At 69.3% G+C, this 17,766-nt stretch carries 10 protein-coding genes; 1 reads left to right on the top strand and 9 read right to left on the bottom strand.

The genetic code is table 11. From position 1 onward, the window contains the following. Positions 1–41: 41 nt before the first annotated feature. From LZ199_RS12745 to LZ199_RS12775, 7 genes are all read right to left on the bottom strand, one after another. Entirely contained in the window at positions 42–1,349 is a 1,308-nt protein-coding gene (locus tag LZ199_RS12745; protein ID WP_407667193.1) for a sigma 54-interacting transcriptional regulator, read from the bottom strand. A 170-nt stretch (positions 1,350–1,519) separates the two neighbouring features. Continuing rightward, on the bottom strand, positions 1,520–4,096 hold the full coding sequence (locus LZ199_RS12750) for an RCC1 domain-containing protein (RefSeq protein WP_253993947.1): 2,577 nt from the start codon (positions 4,094–4,096) through the stop codon (positions 1,520–1,522). A 38-nt stretch (positions 4,097–4,134) separates the two neighbouring features. Then, positions 4,135–5,667, bottom strand: coding sequence for a S8 family serine peptidase (locus LZ199_RS12755; RefSeq protein ID WP_253993948.1), 1,533 nt, complete (start codon positions 5,665–5,667; stop codon positions 4,135–4,137). Between the two features lie 40 nt (positions 5,668–5,707). Next, positions 5,708–6,496 (bottom strand): hypothetical protein, encoded by a 789-nt coding sequence (locus tag LZ199_RS12760; protein WP_253993949.1) that lies wholly within the window; start codon positions 6,494–6,496, stop codon positions 5,708–5,710. Continuing rightward, positions 6,493–7,602 carry a Hint domain-containing protein gene (locus LZ199_RS12765; protein WP_253993950.1) on the bottom strand — a complete coding sequence of 370 codons (1,110 nt, stop codon included), beginning with the start codon at positions 7,600–7,602 and terminating at the stop codon, positions 6,493–6,495. Before LZ199_RS12765 ends, LZ199_RS12760 begins: the two co-directional genes overlap by 4 nt. A gap of 59 nt (positions 7,603–7,661) precedes the next feature. Beyond that, positions 7,662–9,665 carry a HEAT repeat domain-containing protein gene (locus tag LZ199_RS12770; protein ID WP_253993951.1) on the bottom strand — a complete coding sequence of 668 codons (2,004 nt, stop codon included), beginning with the start codon at positions 9,663–9,665 and terminating at the stop codon, positions 7,662–7,664. A gap of 165 nt (positions 9,666–9,830) precedes the next feature. After that, positions 9,831–11,018, bottom strand: a complete 1,188-nt coding sequence (locus tag LZ199_RS12775; RefSeq protein WP_253993952.1) for a hypothetical protein — start codon at positions 11,016–11,018, stop codon at positions 9,831–9,833. A gap of 407 nt (positions 11,019–11,425) precedes the next feature. Here LZ199_RS12775 and LZ199_RS12780 point away from each other — a divergent pair, with 407 nt between their 5' ends. Beyond that, positions 11,426–14,251 (top strand): serine/threonine-protein kinase, encoded by a 2,826-nt coding sequence (locus LZ199_RS12780; RefSeq protein WP_253993953.1) that lies wholly within the window; start codon positions 11,426–11,428, stop codon positions 14,249–14,251. A 146-nt stretch (positions 14,252–14,397) separates the two neighbouring features. Here LZ199_RS12780 and LZ199_RS12785 read toward each other — a convergent pair whose 3' ends face one another. Both LZ199_RS12785 and LZ199_RS12790 read right to left on the bottom strand, forming a co-directional pair. Further along, positions 14,398–15,387 carry an alpha/beta fold hydrolase gene (locus LZ199_RS12785; protein ID WP_253993954.1) on the bottom strand — a complete coding sequence of 330 codons (990 nt, stop codon included), beginning with the start codon at positions 15,385–15,387 and terminating at the stop codon, positions 14,398–14,400. Positions 15,388–15,725: 338 nt separating this feature from the next. Further along, positions 15,726–17,765, bottom strand: a complete 2,040-nt coding sequence (locus tag LZ199_RS12790; protein ID WP_253993955.1) for a protein kinase domain-containing protein — start codon at positions 17,763–17,765, stop codon at positions 15,726–15,728. Between the last annotated feature and the right edge of the window lies 1 nt (position 17,766).

A 17,766-nucleotide genomic window follows, 5' to 3' on the forward strand; every position in this document is an offset into this window, starting at 1 on the left:
CCGGAGCGGCTCACGGCCACAGACGAGCAGCGCTCCCTGCGTCACTCCGAATCCTTGCTCGCGTGCAGCCCGTACTTCTTGAGCAGCTTGCGCACATAGAGCCGCGCGAGGCCCGCTTCACGTGAGGCCCGTGAGATGTTGCCCCCGCAGCGCTCCAGCAGGTTCTTGAGATAGTCGCGCTCGAAGCCATCGATGAGGCGCTCCTTGGCCTCCTTGAAGGGCATCTCCAGTTCGGCGCTGGTGAAGCGCGCCCCCTCCGCGGCAGACATCTCCGGCAGCGCCTGCTCTCCCAGGTTCACCACGCGCTGGACCACGTTGCGCAGCTCGCGCACGTTGCCGGGCCACGGGTACTGCTCCAGCAAGGCCCGCGTCTGCTCGGACAGCGCGCTGGGCGGCCGGCCCAGCCGCTCCAGCATCGTGTCCACCAGCAGCGGGATGTCCTCGGGGCGCTCGCGCAGCGGCGGCAGCGTCACCCGCAGCACCGCGAGCCGGTGGAACAGATCCTCGCGGAACCGGCCCTCCTTGACGTCCGCCTCCAGGTCCCTGTGCGTCGCCGCCACCACCCGCACGTTCACGGTGCGGTACTCGTTGGCGCCCACCCGCTTCACCTGGCGCCCCTCCAGCACTCGCAGCAGGCGCGGCTGGATTTCCAGCGGCAGCTCCCCCACCTCGTCCAGGAAGACGGTGCCTCCATCCGCCTGCTCGAAGGCCCCAGGCCGCTCCGAGTGGGCTCCGGTGAACGCGCCCTTCACGTGGCCGAAGAGCTCGGACTCCACCAGCGACGGGGTGATGCCCGCGACGTCCACGATGCTGAACGGCCCCCGGCTGCGCGGGCTGGCCGCGTGGATGCCCGCCGCGCACAGCTCCTTGCCCGTCCCCGTCTCGCCTTGGATGAGGACGTCCGCGTCCCCCGCCGCCAGCCGCTGCAGCAGCGTGAAGACCTCGCGCATCCTCCGGCTGCCCCCCACCAGCGCCCCGAACCGGGTGTCCGACGAGAGCGGGATGATGTGCTCGCGCACCTCCTTGGGGACGACCTTCAGCTCGGTGGCGCCCAGCCTGACGATGGCGCCCATGCGCAGCTCCAGCTCCCGGAAGCGCATGCGCTCGCAGAACGAGCCGTTGCGAGACCCCAGGTCCCGCGCCAGCACCCGATCCTCTCTCACCTCCAGAGACAAGTGCTGCCGGGAGACGGTCCGGTCGTTCAGGACGATGTCACACGCCGGATCCGTCCCCAGCCGGTAGCTGCGGACCTGGAGCGAGAAGCTGCGGCCGGCGTCGCTCCCCGACAGGATGACCAGCTTCCTTCGAAGCATGGGCAGCAGGACCTCCGGATCGGGGGTCGTGCTCATCATCGACGACGGGCTCTTGTCATCCGGGGCCGGCACCACTGGTAGTGGGGGACGCTACCACCCGGAGCCGACCCAAGAAAACACCCTCCAAGCTGAACTCCCAGTTTTTCGAGGGTCGTCTCCTGGCTCGCTCGACGGCACGGCGAGCCAGGAGCCCCTCCGTTGGAGCCTCAGGGACTGACCAGGCCGACGCCACCTCCCCCGGGGAAGGTGATGCTCCCATCACCTGGGAGGTTCGTCACGAGCACCGGCGTCGGGCGCTGGGTGGTCGTCCCGTCGCCGAGCTGGCCGGTGGCGTTGTAGCCGCAGGCCCGGACGAAGGCGTCCTTGCGCAGCCCCATCATGTGGCTGCCGCCCGAGGAGAGGTCCACGACAGAGCTCAGGAGCGTCGCGGTGGGTGAGCTGCGCGAGGTCGTCGTCCCATCTCCGAGCTGGCCGTTGTAGTTGTAGCCAAAGGCCCACACCGTGCCGTCCCGCTTCAACACCGCCGTGGAGTAACTACCCGCGGCGAGCGCGATGACATTGTTGAGCCCGGGAACCTGCACCGGCGAGGAGCGCTGGGTGGTCGTCGCATCGCCGAGCTGGCCGGAGGAGTTGGAACCCCAGGTCCACACCTGGCCGCTCGCGAGCAGCGCCACCGTGTGGTAACCGCCCGCGGCGATGGCGAGGGCATGACCGAGTCCGGAGACCTGCACCGGCACGGAGCGGTTGGTGGTCGTCCCGAGGCCCAACTGCCCTAGGGCGCCGTAGCCCCAGACCCACAGGGTGCCATCCGCCTTCACCGCCACCGTGTGGAAGTGGCCCGCGGAGATGGAGACGACATTCTCGAGGGACGGCACCTGCACCGGCGAGGAGCGATGGGTGAAGGTCCCGTCTCCGAGCTGGCCGTAGAGGTTGGAGCCCCAGGTCCACACGGTGCCGTCCGCCTTCAGCGCCACCGTGTGCGTGGAGCCCGCGGCGATGGCGGTGACGCCGTCCAGCTCCGGCACGGACTGCGGTGTGAGCTGGTTGGCGTTCGTCCCGTTGCCGATTTGGCCATAGGAATTGGAGCCCCAGGCGGCCACGGTGCCTTCCGAGCTCAGCGCCACCGTGTGGTTGACCCCCGCCACCACGTCGATGACGCCGCTCACGCCCGGGAGCTGCGTGGGTGTGACGACGGAGGTGGTCGTCCCGTTGCCCAGCTGGCCATAGCCATTGGAGCCCCAGGTCCATACCGCTCCACCGCGCCCCAGGGCCACCGAGTGAGCATTGCCGCCAGCGGTCTTCGCGATCCCGCTGACCACGACGGCCGTGGGAGAGGAGCGCTGGGTGGTGGTCCCATCACCGAGCTCGCCGTTGGCGTTGTAGCCCCACGCAAACAGGGTGTGCACCTGGGTGATGATCACCTTCTTCCGCTCGGCCACGGAGGAGTAATAGCCCGCACCGAACGTGCGCACCCCCGCGAGCGGGACCTGCACCGGCACGGAGCTGCTGGTGGTGTTCCCGGTGCCCAGCGCGCCGTAGAAGTTGTCGCCCCAGGCATACAAGGTGCCATCCTGCCGCCTGGCCAGGGTGTGATAACCGCCCGCGTCAATCTCGACGGCTTGGGTGAGCACTGCCACCTGCACCGGGAGGGAGCTGTTGGTGGTCGTCCCGTTGCCCAGCTGACCGGCGCTGTTGTAGCCCCAGCTCCACGCAGTGCCGTCCCACTTCAGGGCGACCGTGTGGACGACGCCTCCGGAGAGCGCGCGGACGCCGGTGAGGCTCGCCACCAGCACGGGCCTCAACCTGTTGAGGGTGGTCCCGTCCCCGAGCTGTCCGTAGGCGTTGTTCCCCCAGCTCCAGGCGCTTCCGTCCTTCTTCACCGCCAGCGTGTGCCACAAGCCCGCGGCGATGCTGGTGACACCGCTGAGGTTGGGCACCTGGATGGGGGACACGCTGTTGGTGGTGGTCCCATTCCCGAGCTCTCCTGAGGAGTTGATCCCCCAGGTCCACACGGTCCCATCCGCCTTCAGCGCCACCGTCCGCGAGCCGGCGGCTGCCACCGCGACGACGTCGCTCAGCTCCGGCACCTGCACAGGCACCGCGCGCATCGTGGTGGTGCCGTCTCCGAGCTGGCCGTAATAGTTGGAGCCCCACGTCCACACGCTCCCGTCCTCTGTCACCGCCACCGAGTGCTCGGCTCCGGCCGAAGCGGAGACGACATGGCTCAAGCCCCTCACCCGCGTCGGCGCGTTACGCTGGGTCCGCTGCCCATTGCCCAGCTGGCCAGAGTAGTTGTAGCCCCAGGCCCACACGTTGCCGTCCGACTTCACCTCCAGCGTGTGGGAGACGCCCGGGTTCACGCTCTGGCAGAACTGGACGAAGTTGCGGAGCACCTCCCGGGAGATGCCGCATTTGGAGCGGTTGCCATTGCTGTCGATGACCATGGGGGAGGCCTTCACCACGAAGGAATGCACCCCACAGCCGAGTCCGGCCGCGGCCTCGCTGAAGAACCACTCCCCCTGCTCTCCCACGCGCTCATCGAAGCCGTGGTCCGCGCCGTCCACGGAGTACTCCAGGTACACCGCGTTGGCGCCGTTGCCCACCACCCAGGAGCCTGCTCCCGCCAGCTCTCCCGCGAAGGAACTCATCCCCTCCACCTCGAGCGAGTCGAAGCTCACCCCCACGCACAGCGCCGACTCCTGGGTGGCCAGCGTCACGTCCGACACGCTCACGTCCTCGCCGGCGGGAACACCACACGCCACCACGAGCGCAAGGGTCGACATCCACAACACGTTCCAGCTCTTCATCGCTTGGGTCCTCATCAGTACTGGCCCTTCAAGGTGGTGGTGTAGGTGGAGAAGGCTCCCAGTTGGATGAGCCAGGTGCCCCCCGCGGGGTTGTTCACCACGCAGGTCTCGTTGTTGCCCTTGCGCAGCGGACGGCACTGGTAGGCGTGCAGCTCCGGGAACTGGCCGTGGCGGATGTAGAGGTCCGCGTCCCCGGTGCCCCCGGAGATGGAGAACGTCACCGAGGGCCGGCCCGCGGGGACGTCCAGCTTGAAGTTGCGCCGGCCGCCCGTGACGTCGGACACGCTCACGCCCGCGCCGTTGACAAGGGGCGTGGCGTGAGGGCGCTTGTACAACAACCGGTTGGGTGAGCTCGTGTCACCGAAGTCCAGCTCCACCTGCCCCACGCTCGCGTCGTTGATCAGTCGCGCGGGGATGTCGGCGGGAGCGACGCCGTTGGCCAGCAGGACGGCCGCCACGCCGCTCACGTGTGGCGCGGCGAAGGAGGTCCCCTCGAGCGGGAAGAAGGTCGAGTCTGTGTCACTGGTCGAGCTCACGGAGCGGAGGTTCGCGCCCGGAGCCCAGAGGTCCAGACACTCGCCCTTGTTGGACGCGTTGGTGACGCCCACCCAGCGCGCCTGGCTCTCGTCGATCGCGCCCACCGTGATGATGCGCGTCCTGAAGGGGTGGACCGCATCCGGCTGGAGGCGGGCCGGCGAACAGCCGCAGGCGTCGATGTTCGCGTTGCCCGCGGCGATCACCACGACGAGCCCGGGGTTCATCGCGACGACATCCACGGCGGCATCGATCGCCGGGATCTCGCTCGCGGCGGTGAAGCTCAGGTTGACGATGGCCGGCGTGACGGCGTTGTTCGCCACCCACTCCAGCGCCGTCACCAGGCGATCCACGGTCGTCCCGAACTCGTTGAACGCCTTCACCGCGCGAAGGTTGACCTTCTTGGCGACGCCATGCGTCTTGCCACCGATGATCCCCGCGACGGCGGTGCCATGCCCGGTGACGTCATCCCCGGTCTGGTTGGGGACGGCGTTGAACACGACCTGGGCGCGCCCCTCGAACTCCAGGTGTGATGCCCGGAGGCCCGAGTCGATGACGTAGACGTTGACGCCCGTCGCGTCCTCGGCCAGGTAGCTGTTGTCCAGCGGGCGGGCCTCCTGGTCTATCCGATCCAGGTTCCAGTCCGCGGGGCTCTGGACGCCCGAGGGCTGGACGATGCCATTCTCCAGGACGTAGTCCACCCGAGCATCCTCCGCGAGCGCCTGGGCCTGCTCCTCGCTGGCGGAGACGAGGAAGCCACGGAAGGCGGTCTCGTGGGTGGTGAGGACGCGCGCGCTGTACTGCCTGGCCAGCGCGCCCGCCTTCGCCGCCATGCTCGACAGACCGCGCCCGGGCTTCTCTTTCAGCACCACCAGGTACTCGCCCGTCACGGGGTTGTCGGCCCGCATCAACCGGCCCGGCCCTGACTTCTGAGGCGGCGCGGCGAGCACCCCCACCGAGGCCAGGACGAGGCCCAGGGTGATAAACCTGCTCAAGCTCTTCACGCTTCGCATCTGCTCTCCCTTTCAACCGATGAGTTGGCGGCGCGGCCCATCAGGGCGTCACGCCACGGCGCGCCTGTGCATGAACGCTCAGCTCCCGCTCCTTCACGAGTCGACGCTGGTTGCGCGCGGCGAAGTGCCGCACCAGCTTCTCGAGCGGCGTCCCCTTCGCGGCCTCGACCAGGGCACCCGCTCTCTCGGGCTCTTGAGCCGCGAAGATTTCGAAGAGCTCCATCCGGGTCGCGGCCATCGAGCGCCTGGCGCCCGGCGACAGCTCCGCGGTGAACGAGTCCTCCAGGATGATGCGCTCGACCGTGGACACCAGCTGCGCGCGCGCCGGGTTCTGCCTCCAGGCCAGCGCCTCGCGCAGGTAGTCGATCTGCATCAGGCGCTTGAAGCTGGACTCCAGCGTCTCCTCGACCTCCGTCGAGGCGCTCAGCGCCCGGCGCAGCTGCTCATGCATCCGCGTGTCGGCGAGCAGCGCCTCGTAGTCCTCGCGGCCGTTGGAGTCGAGGAGGACATGCTCGCGGAAGGAGTCGAACCGAGCCAGCTCCGGCTCCGTCTTGAAGATCTCCGCCTTGACCCGGTCGGTGGTGGTGGTGAACTCGCCGGGCTCCCCGTCGTCCCCCGGGGCTGCCGCCGGTGCCGCGGACAGGGGGGACGGGCGAGGCGCGGGGGTGGGCTCCGGCGCCGTGTCACGAGCCAGCGGGGTGGGTGCGGGAGAGACCTGCGCAAAAGCCGCCGTCACGGGGGCAGCGTCCTCCGCGCCGTCGAGCGCCGAGGCGATGAGCACCAGCCCCGCGAGCCCCGCGATGACGAACGGGTAGAGCGGGCGCTTCATGGGCTCTCCACCTGGGGGAGCACGTCGGCGGGAATGCTCCGGTAGAGGATGATGCGGTTGAGGTAGCCCACCTCGTCGTTCTGGAACCGCACGGAGCCCACCAGGTAGCCCTGGGCCACCAGGATGTTGGACACCCGATCCGTCGTCACCGGCGCGAGGTTGTAGACCTTGCCGAAGAAGGTGGCCTTCTGGATGTCCACGATGGGATCCAGGGTGCCGTCGGCCTTCACCAGCGCGTCGCCCACCTTGAGGGTCTGCGCCTGCACGATGCGGCCCTCGCCGGTGATGACCGGGTGCTCGAGGGTGAGGCGGAGCTGACCGCCAGACCGGGCGGTGATGACGGAGAGCGTGTGCTCCGCGTCCCGGAGCTCTCGCGTGTAGCTGTAGGTGAGGTTCGGTTGGAGCTGGAGAGCATCGAACGTGGAGTCCGGCGTCAGCGTGATCAGATCCTCACGCAGCGCCTCCATCGCCTCACGGATGGGGAGGTCGCCGTCGGCGAAGAGGATCTTCTGCTCGGCGGTGTAGCAGGCCGACTCGCAGTAGCCGTTCACATGGAAGGCGGTGAAGGCCGGTTGGGTGCTCTCCTTGTCGAAGTAGAGCCTGCAGTTCGCCAGCTCGTTGTGAGGGAAGAGCTGGCGGTTGTCCTCATCGGCGATGTCGGGCGTCGTGCCGAACGTGGGGTAGAGCGGGCGTCCCTTCCTCCGCCACGAGTCGCGTGACCACTGCAGGTAGCCGTCGGTGTCCAGCGCCTGATAGGTGGGGCCCGCGTTATAGAGCGCGAACATGGCCGCGTTGTTCACCTGGAAGTTCGAGCCCGCGAACGAGCCCTCTCCCACCGGGTTTCGATTCAGGTCCGAGTCCAGATAGTCCTTCAGCGTCCCACCGCTCGCGGAGCTCAGGCCCGTGTTGAACGCGGCCCCCGGGTGCCCGACGTTCTGGTTCAGCGCGCACTTGCGAGCCCACTCGACTCGCAGCTTCGCCGCGTCACTCGTCGACAGGTTGTCGACGGTGCATCGGCCCAGCAGGAGAGGCTGCGCCTGCACCTGTGCTGGCAACACCATCGCCACCACCACCAGGGCCATGGCCCCCCAGATCTTTCGCGACATCGGGATGTCCTTGCTTGTTCATGCCGCGCCATGCGGCGCGGGAAGCCGGTGAGTGTTCGTTACGGAGAGGCGAGCGGAGTGGAGTTGCTCGTCGTGGGCGTGTTGACGAAGACCGCGGCCGCCCGCCGGAGGTCCGGGTTCGCGTCGTGCTGGCTGGCCCAGGCCAACAAGGGCAGGGCCTCGGGCACCAGGGCCCGCTGATCTCCCAGCAGGTGGATCACCTCGTTCCTCACCCCGTCCGCGGGATCCATGCGCAGCGCCTGCGCCAGGGCGGGCAGCAGGGGCGCCAGGGGCCGGAAGTTGCTGGCGAAGACGGCGGCCTGGCGGACCTCCGGGGCCGGATCCTTGAGCAGGTGCCTGGCGAGGAGCTGGTCAGCGCGAGGATCCTGGATGATGCGCAGCGCATTGAGCGCGGCCTGGCGCACCCGGGGATCCTGCGACCCGAGCGCGTCCTCCAGCGTGGCGAGCGCGCTCGGCGAGCGGGTGTTGCCCAGGCTGTTGAGCGCCCCCGCCCGCGCCTCCGCGGTGGAGGCGGAGCGGTAGTCACGGGTGAGCTCGCCAACCAGGTCCTCCGCGCCCTTGGGGTCGGTGTCGGTCAGTTGGGCCGCGGCGTTGCCGAGCGCCAGCCTGGCCGTGTCGCGCAGCATCCCGTCCTCTTCGCCCGCCACGCCGCGAAGGGCCTCGAGGCCCTCCGCCGTGGGATCCTTCGCCACGCCCAGCGCGGCCACCGAGTCCATGCGGATGTCATGGGGGATGGAGCGATCACCCGTGACCTCCGCCAGGGCCTGAATGGCCTCGCGGGTGCTGGCCGCGGAGAGCGCGCCGAGCATGGGGCTGGCCGCGAGCGGATCCATGCCCGCGCGGATGATGTCGGGGACCTTCGCGGCCTCGGAGGGGTGGAGCATGAAGAGCGCGCGCAGCCGCTCCAGGGAAATGGAGCGCACCTCGTCACGAGCCGTGGGCTCCCCCGGGAGCGCGCGCAGCTCCTTGACCAGCGTGTCGAAGTCCTTGCCGCCCAGCACCTGGCGGTACTGATCCATCGGGTCCTGCTCCATGCCCTGGAAGGCGGACATGGCGGCGGAGCTCAGCCAGGCCCGGCGCGCCACGAATGCGCCAATCAACGTCGGGTCCACGCGGCGCTCCAGCAGGCTCAGGCTCAGAGAGGACTCATAGGTGGTGGGGGGCATGGTCTGGCCCGCCTCCACCTCCACCCGCTCCTGGGCATCGAGCGAGCTCGTCCAGAGGTCCTGCGCCAGCGCGAAGGTGCTTCGGGCGCTCACGTCGATGCGGACCTGCCCGCCCAGCGGCTCGAGCCCCTGAGGAAAAGCCACGTGGGAGTAGGACAGCTTGCGCTTCTCGAAGCGGCTCGGCTCCAGGCGCTGGTACCCGGCGCTGTACCGCCCCGTGGTGTCAAACTCCTCCGCCTTCCAGGTGGCGCCCGGCGCTCCGACCACGACGAACTGGGAGCTCGCCACGATGGACCGGAGGATGCCTCGCACGAGCGGGTCGGCCACCTGCTCGAAGTGCGTGAGCGTCACCCGACCGCTCTTGTCGTGCGTGAGGAAGAAGGGGACCTGCAACGCCGTGGCAAGGTTTTGCTGGACGTCGGGGGCGACAGGGCCATTGTCGCCGACCTCCACCGTCAGCGAGGAGAGCTGCAGGCTCACCCGCGCGTCGACGCGCTCGGCCTCCGCGGAGACGACCCCCACGGTCCACTCACCCCGGAGGATGAACCTCATGCCGGGCAGCACCTGCGCGCCAGGCTGGGCGGGGCGGAAGGAGATCTTCTGCTCGGCGTTCAGGGCGTAGCGGTAGAGCACCCCGGGGATCCACGCCCGCGTCCCCGCTGAGGGACTGGGAGACACGCCCTGGGGCTGCGTCAGGCCCGCCACCGCGGGAGCGGCCTGGGGGGACCGCGACGTCTCCGAGGGGGCCACCGCTGCGGACCGGGAAGCCCCCGCCCAGAGCCCCAGCATGCTCACGAGGAGGAGGGGGAGCCCCACCCCGAGGACCTTGCTGAAGGGCTTGCCGCCCACGTTCACCGACTTCCCCGACTTCCGCATGGGAAACTCCCGAGTCAGCGGCCCTGGCCGCTTCAGTTCTGGTTGGAAGGGCGGGCACGGTCTCCTCGGCCGATTTCTCAGCCGAGGAGCCAGCGCCCGGTCATCCCGCCCCGCGCGCGGCCAGCGCCTCCGGGGCGCGGCGGCGCGGTGGCAGGGTCAACCCGGCTAGCAGCCCGAGGCCGAGATGGAGCCGGAGGCGTTGTACAGGACCAGGCTCCTCACGATGCCGGACCAGTTCGCGATGGTGACGTTCCAGGTCTTCTTGAAGAACAGGAGCTTGATCTTCACGAACCCCGTCAGCGTGCCCGAGAGCGCGTTCAGGTTGAGGGTCGCCTTGAGCTTCCAGGAAGCCATGCAGAAGTTCCAGTCGAGGCTGGCCAGGGCCTCCACCGTGGCGTTGATCAGCCGCAGGGTGCCGGTCACGCCAAAGCTGGCGATGGCGACGTTCACCGCGGCGGAGGCCACCACGTTGGCGAAGCCGCCCGCGGCGCCGGTGAGCGCGGCGACCAGGGGGTTCACCTGGCCATTCACGCGCATCGTCACGCCGCCCGTCAGCGAGGCCTTCACGGTGAGCGGGACGGGGCCGACCATGAACGTCTTGGACACGGAGAAGAAGGACCGGCTCCAGTTGATGGGGGTCGGCGCGAAGTTGCCGGCGAGGCTGGTGCTCCAGATCATCGCGCTCATGGCGTACAGCGCCGCGGTGCCGCTGTTGCAGCCGCCCTGCTGCCCGCAAACGGTGGCGCGACCGCGCACCAGCTCCTTCTGGATGTTGAAGGCGGTGCCGTGGACCCGGCCCTCGGTGAGCGCCTCCTGCTTCTTCGCCGTGGTGCCGGTGGCGGGCGTCGCGGTGATGGCCGCGCTGACGTTGTAGCCAGCGCCGAAGATGTTGTTACCGAACTGCTCGGTGCGCTGGTAGCTCTTGGTGACGGGCCCGGTGAGCGCCGCCCCCTGCTCCGCGGAGCGCAGCCCGGACAGCTCCTGCGGCGGCACCGTCTCCGTCGGCGGCGGCACGTTCTGCGTGGCGGCCTCCGGAATGGTGGCCTGGCCGTACTGCAGGTGCCTCATGCCGTCATTCATGTCGAGATAGACGGGCGCGTTGAGCAGCACCGACTCGCCCTGGACGACGGCGTCCTGCTCCGGCGGCGTATAGGTGCTGCTCGGGTTGAACGGGAGGACCGGCGTCTCCCACGGAGTCTTGTCGTCCAGCTGGGTGTTGGACGGATAGAGCGTGTACGGGTACTTCGCCGAGTCGACGACATACGGCGTGGTGTCCTGGTAATCCTGCGCGGACGCGAAGGTGGACGCAGTGAGCGCCAGGATTGCCAGGGCCTTGGATGCTGCCTTCATCATGGTGAGCCTCTCCAGCGAATGGTTACGGCGCGCGGCCCTTGTGCACGCAGCGCGCCACCCTCGCTGGGATGGCTCTATTTCCGCAGAGCCCTTTGATTTCCTGGGGTTGGCTTCTTCCAGAGCCCTGGTAACAAGTGTTGTCACTGATAACGCGTGTGCCCAGGGAGGGCCCTCGGCGTGATCACACCCGTTTCCAGCGCCTCGACACACCAGCGGCCCTGAACGCGGCGGACGCGTGGATGAGCCCCCGCGGAGCGGGCTCCAGGCACGGGTCTCTCGCGTGTCAAAGCCGCGCCCTGGTAACAACAGGTACCACCCGTCATCGGTCCCTGCGCCTGGATCCAGTAGTATCCGCGCCACGCCGCCGACCGGGCTGGAGGGGGCAGCATGTACGGGGAGAGGCGGCAATGAGGAACGAGCATTGGGAGAAGGCCTCTGACGGCGGGCATGCCGAGGAGGTCCCTTCCCGCGAAGGGGAGCCACTGCCCAGGCTCGAAGACGGGGGGCCCACCACCTGGCCTTATGAAGGGGAGCCCACGAAGGCTCCACCCCTCGAGCCCGGCTACACGCTGCTGGGTCGCTATACGGTGCTGGGCACGCTGGGCCAGGGCAGCATGGGGGTGGTCCTGAGCGTGTATGACGCGCGGCTGGATCGGCGCGTGGCGCTCAAGCTGCTGCGCCCCTGGAGCGGAGGAGAGAGCCGCCGCGACGAGGAGCAGGCCCGGTTCGTGCGCGAGGCGCAGGCGATGGCCCGCCTGAGCCACCCCCAGGTGGTGGCGGTGTACGACGCGGGGACCCTGGAGGACGGCGCGCTCTTCATCGCCATGGAGTATGTGGAGGGGCAGACGCTGCGCCGCTGGCAGCAGGGGCGCCCGTGGAGCGAGGTGCTGGCGCAGTACCTGGCAGCAGGACAGGGGCTGGCCGCCGCCCACGAAGCGGGCCTCATCCACCATGACTTCAAGCCGGACAATGTGCTGGTGGGCCAGGACGGGCGGGCACGGGTGACGGACTTCGGCCTGGCCTGGCTCGAGTCCGCCTCGGTGGACGAGCCGCGCGAGGTCCCCGCGCAAGTCCTCCCCGCGCAGCCGGCCGTGGCGCTCGCGCCGCTGACCACGCGCTCGAGCCAGTGGATGGGGACGCCGAGCTACATGGCGGACGAGCAGTTCCGAGGCCAACGGGGAGACGCGCGCAGCGACCTGTATGCCTTCTGCGTGTCCCTCTATGAGGGGCTGTACGGCCAGCTCCCCTTCCAGGGCAACACCGTGGCGGAACTGCGCGCGGCTCAGCGCGCGGGCAGGGTGGAGCCGCCGGAGGATTCCCAGGTCCCCGCGTGGGTGACGCGCACGCTCCTCCAGGGGCTGAGCACCGATTCGGCGAAGCGTCCCTCCTCCATGAAGGCGCTGCTGCACGCGCTGGCGGACGACCCGGAGAAGAAGCGGCGGGCGAGGCCCTCGCGCTGGGCCCTGGTCGGCGCGGTGGCGGCGGCGGCGGGGCTGGCCTTGTGGGTGTGGGCTCGCCCGCAGGAGCAGGTGTGCGGTCGCATGGAGCTGCGGCTGAGCGGAGTCTGGGATGCGGCGGTCAGGGCCCGGCTGGAGCAGGGGCTGGTCGCCACGGGGGCCCCCTACGCTCGGGCCACCGCCGAGCGGGTGGTGCAGGGGCTGGAGGCCTATGCGGGAGCCTGGGTGAGGCAGCGCACCGCGCTGTGCCTGAGCGCGAGCCAGGAGGGGCGCCCGAAGAACTCAGGGCTGCTGATGCTGGAGGAGGCCTGCCTGGAGCGCAGGCGCGGCCAGCTGCGCGCGCTCACCGAGCTGTTGTCCCAGAGTCCAGACCCCCCCCTGGTGAGCAAGGCGGTGGAGGCGGTGCAGGCCCTGCCGCCGCTGGAGTACTGCGAGGACGCCAAGGCGCTCACCGCCGCGGTGCCACCGCCGGAGGACCCGGTGGTGCGCGGGAAGGTGGAGGCGCTCCAGCAGCAGGTCGACTCCTTGCGGGTGCTGCTGGATACCCACCGCGTCCAGGAGGGGCTCGCGCTGGCGGACTCCCTGCTCCCCCAGGTGAAGGCGGCAGGCCACGCTTCGCTGGAGGCGCAGATCCTCTACCTCGTGGCATGGATGAGAGAAGGGACAGGCGACTACCGAGCCACCGTGGAAGGCCTGCGCGAGTCCATGGAGGTGGCGGCCCGTGGCAGGGACGCCTATACGCTGGCCCAGGCCTCGAACTCCCTGGTCTGGGTGACGGGCAATCGCCTGAGGCGGCCGCACGACGCGCTGCAGATGGTGCCCATGGCGCAGAGCATGGTGGAGCTGGCGGACGATGACCGCATCCGCGCCTTCGCCTCCAACAGCGAGGGCACCATCCTCATGGCCGTTGGCAAGCACGAGCAGGCACGGCAGGCGTTCGAGCACGCCCTGGCGCTGAGGAAGAAGGTGTGGGGCCCCGAGCACTGGGAGGTGGCCTCCACGCTCCACAACCTGGGCCTGCTGTTCCAGAGCATGGGCCGGGTGGACGAGGCGCTCGAGGCCCATACCCTCTCGCTGGAGCTGAGGAAGAAGGTGTTGGGCCCGGAGCACCCACGGGTGGCCGAGTCCCTCAGAGACCTTGGCACCACGCTCCAGGAGATGGGCCGGTTCGAGGAGGCGCTCGAGGCCCAGGCGCGCGCCCTGGCGCTGAAGCAGAAGGTGCTGGGCTCCGAGCATCCGTCCGTGGCCGACTCGATCGGCGCGCGAGGCCACGTGCTCCGCGACATGGGGAGGGCCGAGGAGGCGCTCGAGGCCTACACGCGCGTGCTGGAGCTGAACCTGAAGCTGCTGGGCCCCGAGAGCCCGCTCGTCGCCTGGGCGCTCACTGACCAAGGCGAGGCGCTGGTGGAGCTGGGTCGCCACGCGGAGGCGCGGGAGAAGTTCACGCGCGCCATGGCCTTTCAGGACAAGGTCCTGGCGCCGGACGACCTGGGGCGCCTGTGGCCCCTGCTGGGGATGGGCCGGCTCTGTCTGGCCGAGGGCAAGCCCGCCGAGGCCGTGCCTTTCCTCGAGGGCGCCCTGAAGCTGACCTTGATCAATGAGAGGGCGCGGGTTCAATTCCCGCTGGCACGCGCGCTCTGGGACTCCCACGGAGACAGGGCGCGCGCCATCGAGCTGGCCACCCAGGCCCGCGACTACTGGAGCGGCGTGGGCCGAAAGGCGGACGCAGAGCGGGCCTCCCAGTGGCTGAAGCAGCACGCCCCGTTCAAGCCCTGAGCGACGGCGCCTGTCGCGAGCCGGAGGGCACACCACGATTGGACTCTCGCCAGGCTGCTACGCAGGACGGAAAGCGCTGGACGTGTTCGCTTGCTCGAAGTGTGGAAACAGGAGATGCGCTCATCCAGCGCGCCTTCGCCGCCCTTTCAAAATGTCTCGAGGAAGGTCTTCATCTCGCGCAGCACCTCGTCATGGTTGGTGAGCCAGACGTAGTGCTGAGCGTGCTCGAGCTTGATGCCCTTCCAGTTCGGCATGCTCATCACGCTCAGCATTTCGGCGTCCCGCTGGAGCGCCCTGGTGCTCAGGTTCCTCAACTTCTCCTGCACGGGAAGGTCCATTTGGGAGAAGCCTGGGAGGTCCTCCGGCCGCCCGGACCGAGGCTGATCCACGTAGAGGAAGAGCACGGCCGCCGTCACGGCCGCGAAGTCCACCTTCGAGAAACCCCTCATCACCCGCTCCTCCGCGTGCGGCCACCTGCGGGCGCGCAGGTAGTGCCCGGTCTTCGGATCGAACTCGTTCGCCTCGTCGATCTCGTGCGTGGGGAACGCTCCTCCGACGTCACGCGCGAGCGCGGCGGCGACCGCGGCGCGTGAGGCCACGTCCTCGGGAGCGGGCTCGCTCGGAGGAGGCATGGGCAGAACCGAAAGGAGCTCCGCCAGCAGGTCACCGTTGGTCCTCACGTCCAGGTAGACCACCTTCTCCACGCGCTCCGGGTGATGGGTTGCCACCCAGGTGAGCTCTGGCCCGGCGGCGGAGTGGCCCACGAATGACGCCTTCGCGATTCCCAGCCCCTCCAGCACCCGGACGACGTCCTCGCCCAGGGTGGCGGTGTCGTAGCCCTGCTCGGGCCAGTTCGACGAGCCAAACCCCCGGCGGGTGACGGCGTAGACGTGATGGGCCGCGGTGAACTCCGGCGCGAAGGTGTCGAACACGTGGCCCGTGTTGCCCAGGCCCGACAGGAAGACGAGTGCGGGTCCCTGGCCTCCGAAGTCGAGCAGTTCGAGCTCGACCCCCTCGGCCACCTTCACCCGCTTCACCTGATGCAACGCGCTGGAGTCGGCAGAAGCCGGGACCGGGACGGACTTCGTCGTCACACAGGCGAACAACGGCAAGCAGAGGAGGAGGAGTTTTCGCATCGACTGACTCAACTACAGGAATGCGGAGACCACCAGGGAAGCCCCTGGGTAACAGCTCGCCGCGCCCCATCTGGGTGAGCTGCCCGGCCGGCTACTCATCGAGCAACATTTGGTACGGTGAGTCCGGATGTTCCTGGACGGTCAACGTCGCGTATCTGACCTGTCAGAGAACCTCGCCCCCGTATGACAGCTATGAGGCGGGAGAGTTCGCTCGACAGTGCGGCGAGTGCCTTTGAATGAGTCACTACCATGTGAAGCAGTAGTACGGACTGGGCAATCCGACCGCTCTCCGAGGAGTTCTTCTCCTCGAAGTCCCGCCTGAGAGGGAACGCCTTGTCTCAATCCGTGTTGAAGTTGAACTTGAAGGTGTTGTTCTGCCCCGCCTTCACTTCGAACTTTTGCGTCTCGTCTCTCTTCAGCTCGGGATTGACGAGCCTGATGGTGTGCTTGCCTTCAGGCACCGAGACGGGCGCCATCGGCGTATTCCCGATGTCTTTCCCATTCAGGTAGACCGTCGCATAAGGGCGGATGCGGAACTCCAACATGCCCGTGGCCACCACCTTCGCGGGTGCGCGCGGGCGCGGAGCCGCGCTCTTCGCGACAGGCTTCGCCTCTTGCGGCGCGGGCACGACTGGAGCATCAGCGGCGGGCACGACGGCCGGCGGAGCCTTCTCCACGGGCTTCTCGGCCACGACCTCCGGCGACGGCACAGGCGCGGTGGCCGGAGGGTCCGCCTTCTTCACCTCCACCACCGGGGGCACCCGTGCCACCACCGGCGCATCCCCGCCCGCGACCCGCTCCGGCGCTGGAGAAGGCTTCACCTTTTCAACCCGCTCCGTCGTCGGCGGGAGCTTCGCGTCGGGCTTCTTCGCCAGGGGAAGCGGAGGAGGCACCACGACAATGGGCTGCTCGCCCCGAATGGACACCAGCGCCACGCCCCCCACCCCCAGCACCGCCGCTCCCACGAGCGCCGCGAGGAGCCCCGCCGACGCCTTGCGCGCCTTCGGAGCACGCACCTGCGCACCCGTGGCGATGGCGTCCTCGTCCGACCCACCGCCATTCGTCGGGACACGCTCCTCCGCATCCCGCTCGGACTCCGGTGACTGCCGCGCGGGCGCCTGCGCCCCAGCGATGCGCGACGGGCTCCAATCCCCACCCGTGCCGTGCGCCTCGGACGCCACTCCCGCTTGCGCCGGCAACATCGGACGCGGTGCCGGCTTGCGCCGCGCCCCCGCCGCCGCCTTCGCCGCCCGCTCAGGAGCCTCCGCGCCCTTGCTTCCTTCATTCGCCGGAGCCTGCGGACGCACCTCGTCCGCCACCCCGCGCATCGACAGCGGCATCGGCGTCGTGGGCGACGTCGAGTCCACGGGCGGAGGCGGGGGCGCCGCCATGGACTTCGGCGCGCTCCCAGGCTTCACCGGCGTAGCACCCGCCACGGGCACAGGCGAAGGCACCACCGGCCCCGACACACCCTCCGCCCCCAGCTTCGCCACGAACTGCGAGAGCTGGTACGCCCCCACGGACTCGCCGGACGTCAGCAGGAAGCGCTCCAGGTCCGCCTGCAGCGCGCGGCAGTCCGGGTAGCGCCTGTCGCGCTCCTTCGCCAGCGCCAGCTCGAGAATCTTCTGGAGCGCCACCGGCACGTCCGGCCTGCGCTCCACCACCGGGACGAACGGCTCGAACAGGATGGCCTGCATCGTACTCGCCTCGGTCGTCGCGTCGAAGGGACGCTTCCCCGTCAGCAGCTCGTACAGCACCACGCCCAGCGCGTACACATCCACCCGCTTGTCCACCGACAGCGCCCGGAGCTGCTCCGGAGGCATGTACGCGACCTTCCCCTTCACCATGCCCGTCTGCGTGCGGTGCCCCTGGCCGGCGACCTTCGCCACCCCGAAGTCCACCACCTTCACCGCGCCCTGCCGCGACACCAAGATGTTGTCCGGACTCACGTCGCGGTGGATGAGCCCCAGGGGCACCCCCGTCGCCGCGTCAGAGAAGTCGTGCGCGAAGGCCAGGCCCTCCGCCGCGAGCGACACCAGCTTCGCGCACATCATCGGCGGCAACGACTGCTCCGCCGCGCGCTTCACCAGCCGCCGCAGCGTGGGCCCGTCGATGAACTCCATCGCCAGGAAGTAGCTGCCGTCCGCCTCGCCGAAGTCGAAAATCTGGACGATGTTCGGGTGCTCCAGCTGCGCCGCCAGCCGCGCCTCCCCCAGGAACATCTCCACGAACGCCGGGTCTTCCGCCAGGTGCGGAAGGATCCGCTTCAGCACGAGCGTCTTCTCGAAGCCCATGGGGCCCGCGGCCTTGGCGAGGAAGACCTCCGCCATGCCCCCCGAGGCAAGCTTCCGGACGAGTTGATACTTCCCGACTTGCATT

This window comes from Myxococcus qinghaiensis, assembly GCF_024198215.1.
In the GTDB taxonomy this organism is placed as follows: domain Bacteria; phylum Myxococcota; class Myxococcia; order Myxococcales; family Myxococcaceae; genus Myxococcus; species Myxococcus qinghaiensis.

Bases quoted from the DNA above. Each gene is read 5' to 3' on its own strand.
- LZ199_RS12790 (WP_253993955.1), bottom strand. From the start codon at position 17,765: ATGCAAGTCGGGAAGTATCAACTCGTCCGGAAGCTTGCCTCGGGGGGC.
- LZ199_RS12775 (WP_253993952.1), bottom strand. From the start codon at position 11,018: ATGATGAAGGCAGCATCCAAGGCCCTGGCAATCCTGGCGCTCACTGCG.
- LZ199_RS12750 (WP_253993947.1), bottom strand. From the start codon at position 4,096: ATGTCGACCCTTGCGCTCGTGGTGGCGTGTGGTGTTCCCGCCGGCGAG.
- LZ199_RS12770 (WP_253993951.1), bottom strand. From the start codon at position 9,665: ATGCGGAAGTCGGGGAAGTCGGTGAACGTGGGCGGCAAGCCCTTCAGC.
- LZ199_RS12760 (WP_253993949.1), bottom strand. From the start codon at position 6,496: ATGAAGCGCCCGCTCTACCCGTTCGTCATCGCGGGGCTCGCGGGGCTG.
- LZ199_RS12755 (WP_253993948.1), bottom strand. From the start codon at position 5,667: ATGCGAAGCGTGAAGAGCTTGAGCAGGTTTATCACCCTGGGCCTCGTC.
- LZ199_RS12780 (WP_253993953.1), top strand. From the start codon at position 11,426: ATGAGGAACGAGCATTGGGAGAAGGCCTCTGACGGCGGGCATGCCGAG.
- LZ199_RS12785 (WP_253993954.1), bottom strand. From the start codon at position 15,387: ATGCGAAAACTCCTCCTCCTCTGCTTGCCGTTGTTCGCCTGTGTGACG.
- LZ199_RS12765 (WP_253993950.1), bottom strand. From the start codon at position 7,602: ATGTCGCGAAAGATCTGGGGGGCCATGGCCCTGGTGGTGGTGGCGATG.
- LZ199_RS12745 (WP_407667193.1), bottom strand. From the start codon at position 1,349: ATGAGCACGACCCCCGATCCGGAGGTCCTGCTGCCCATGCTTCGAAGG.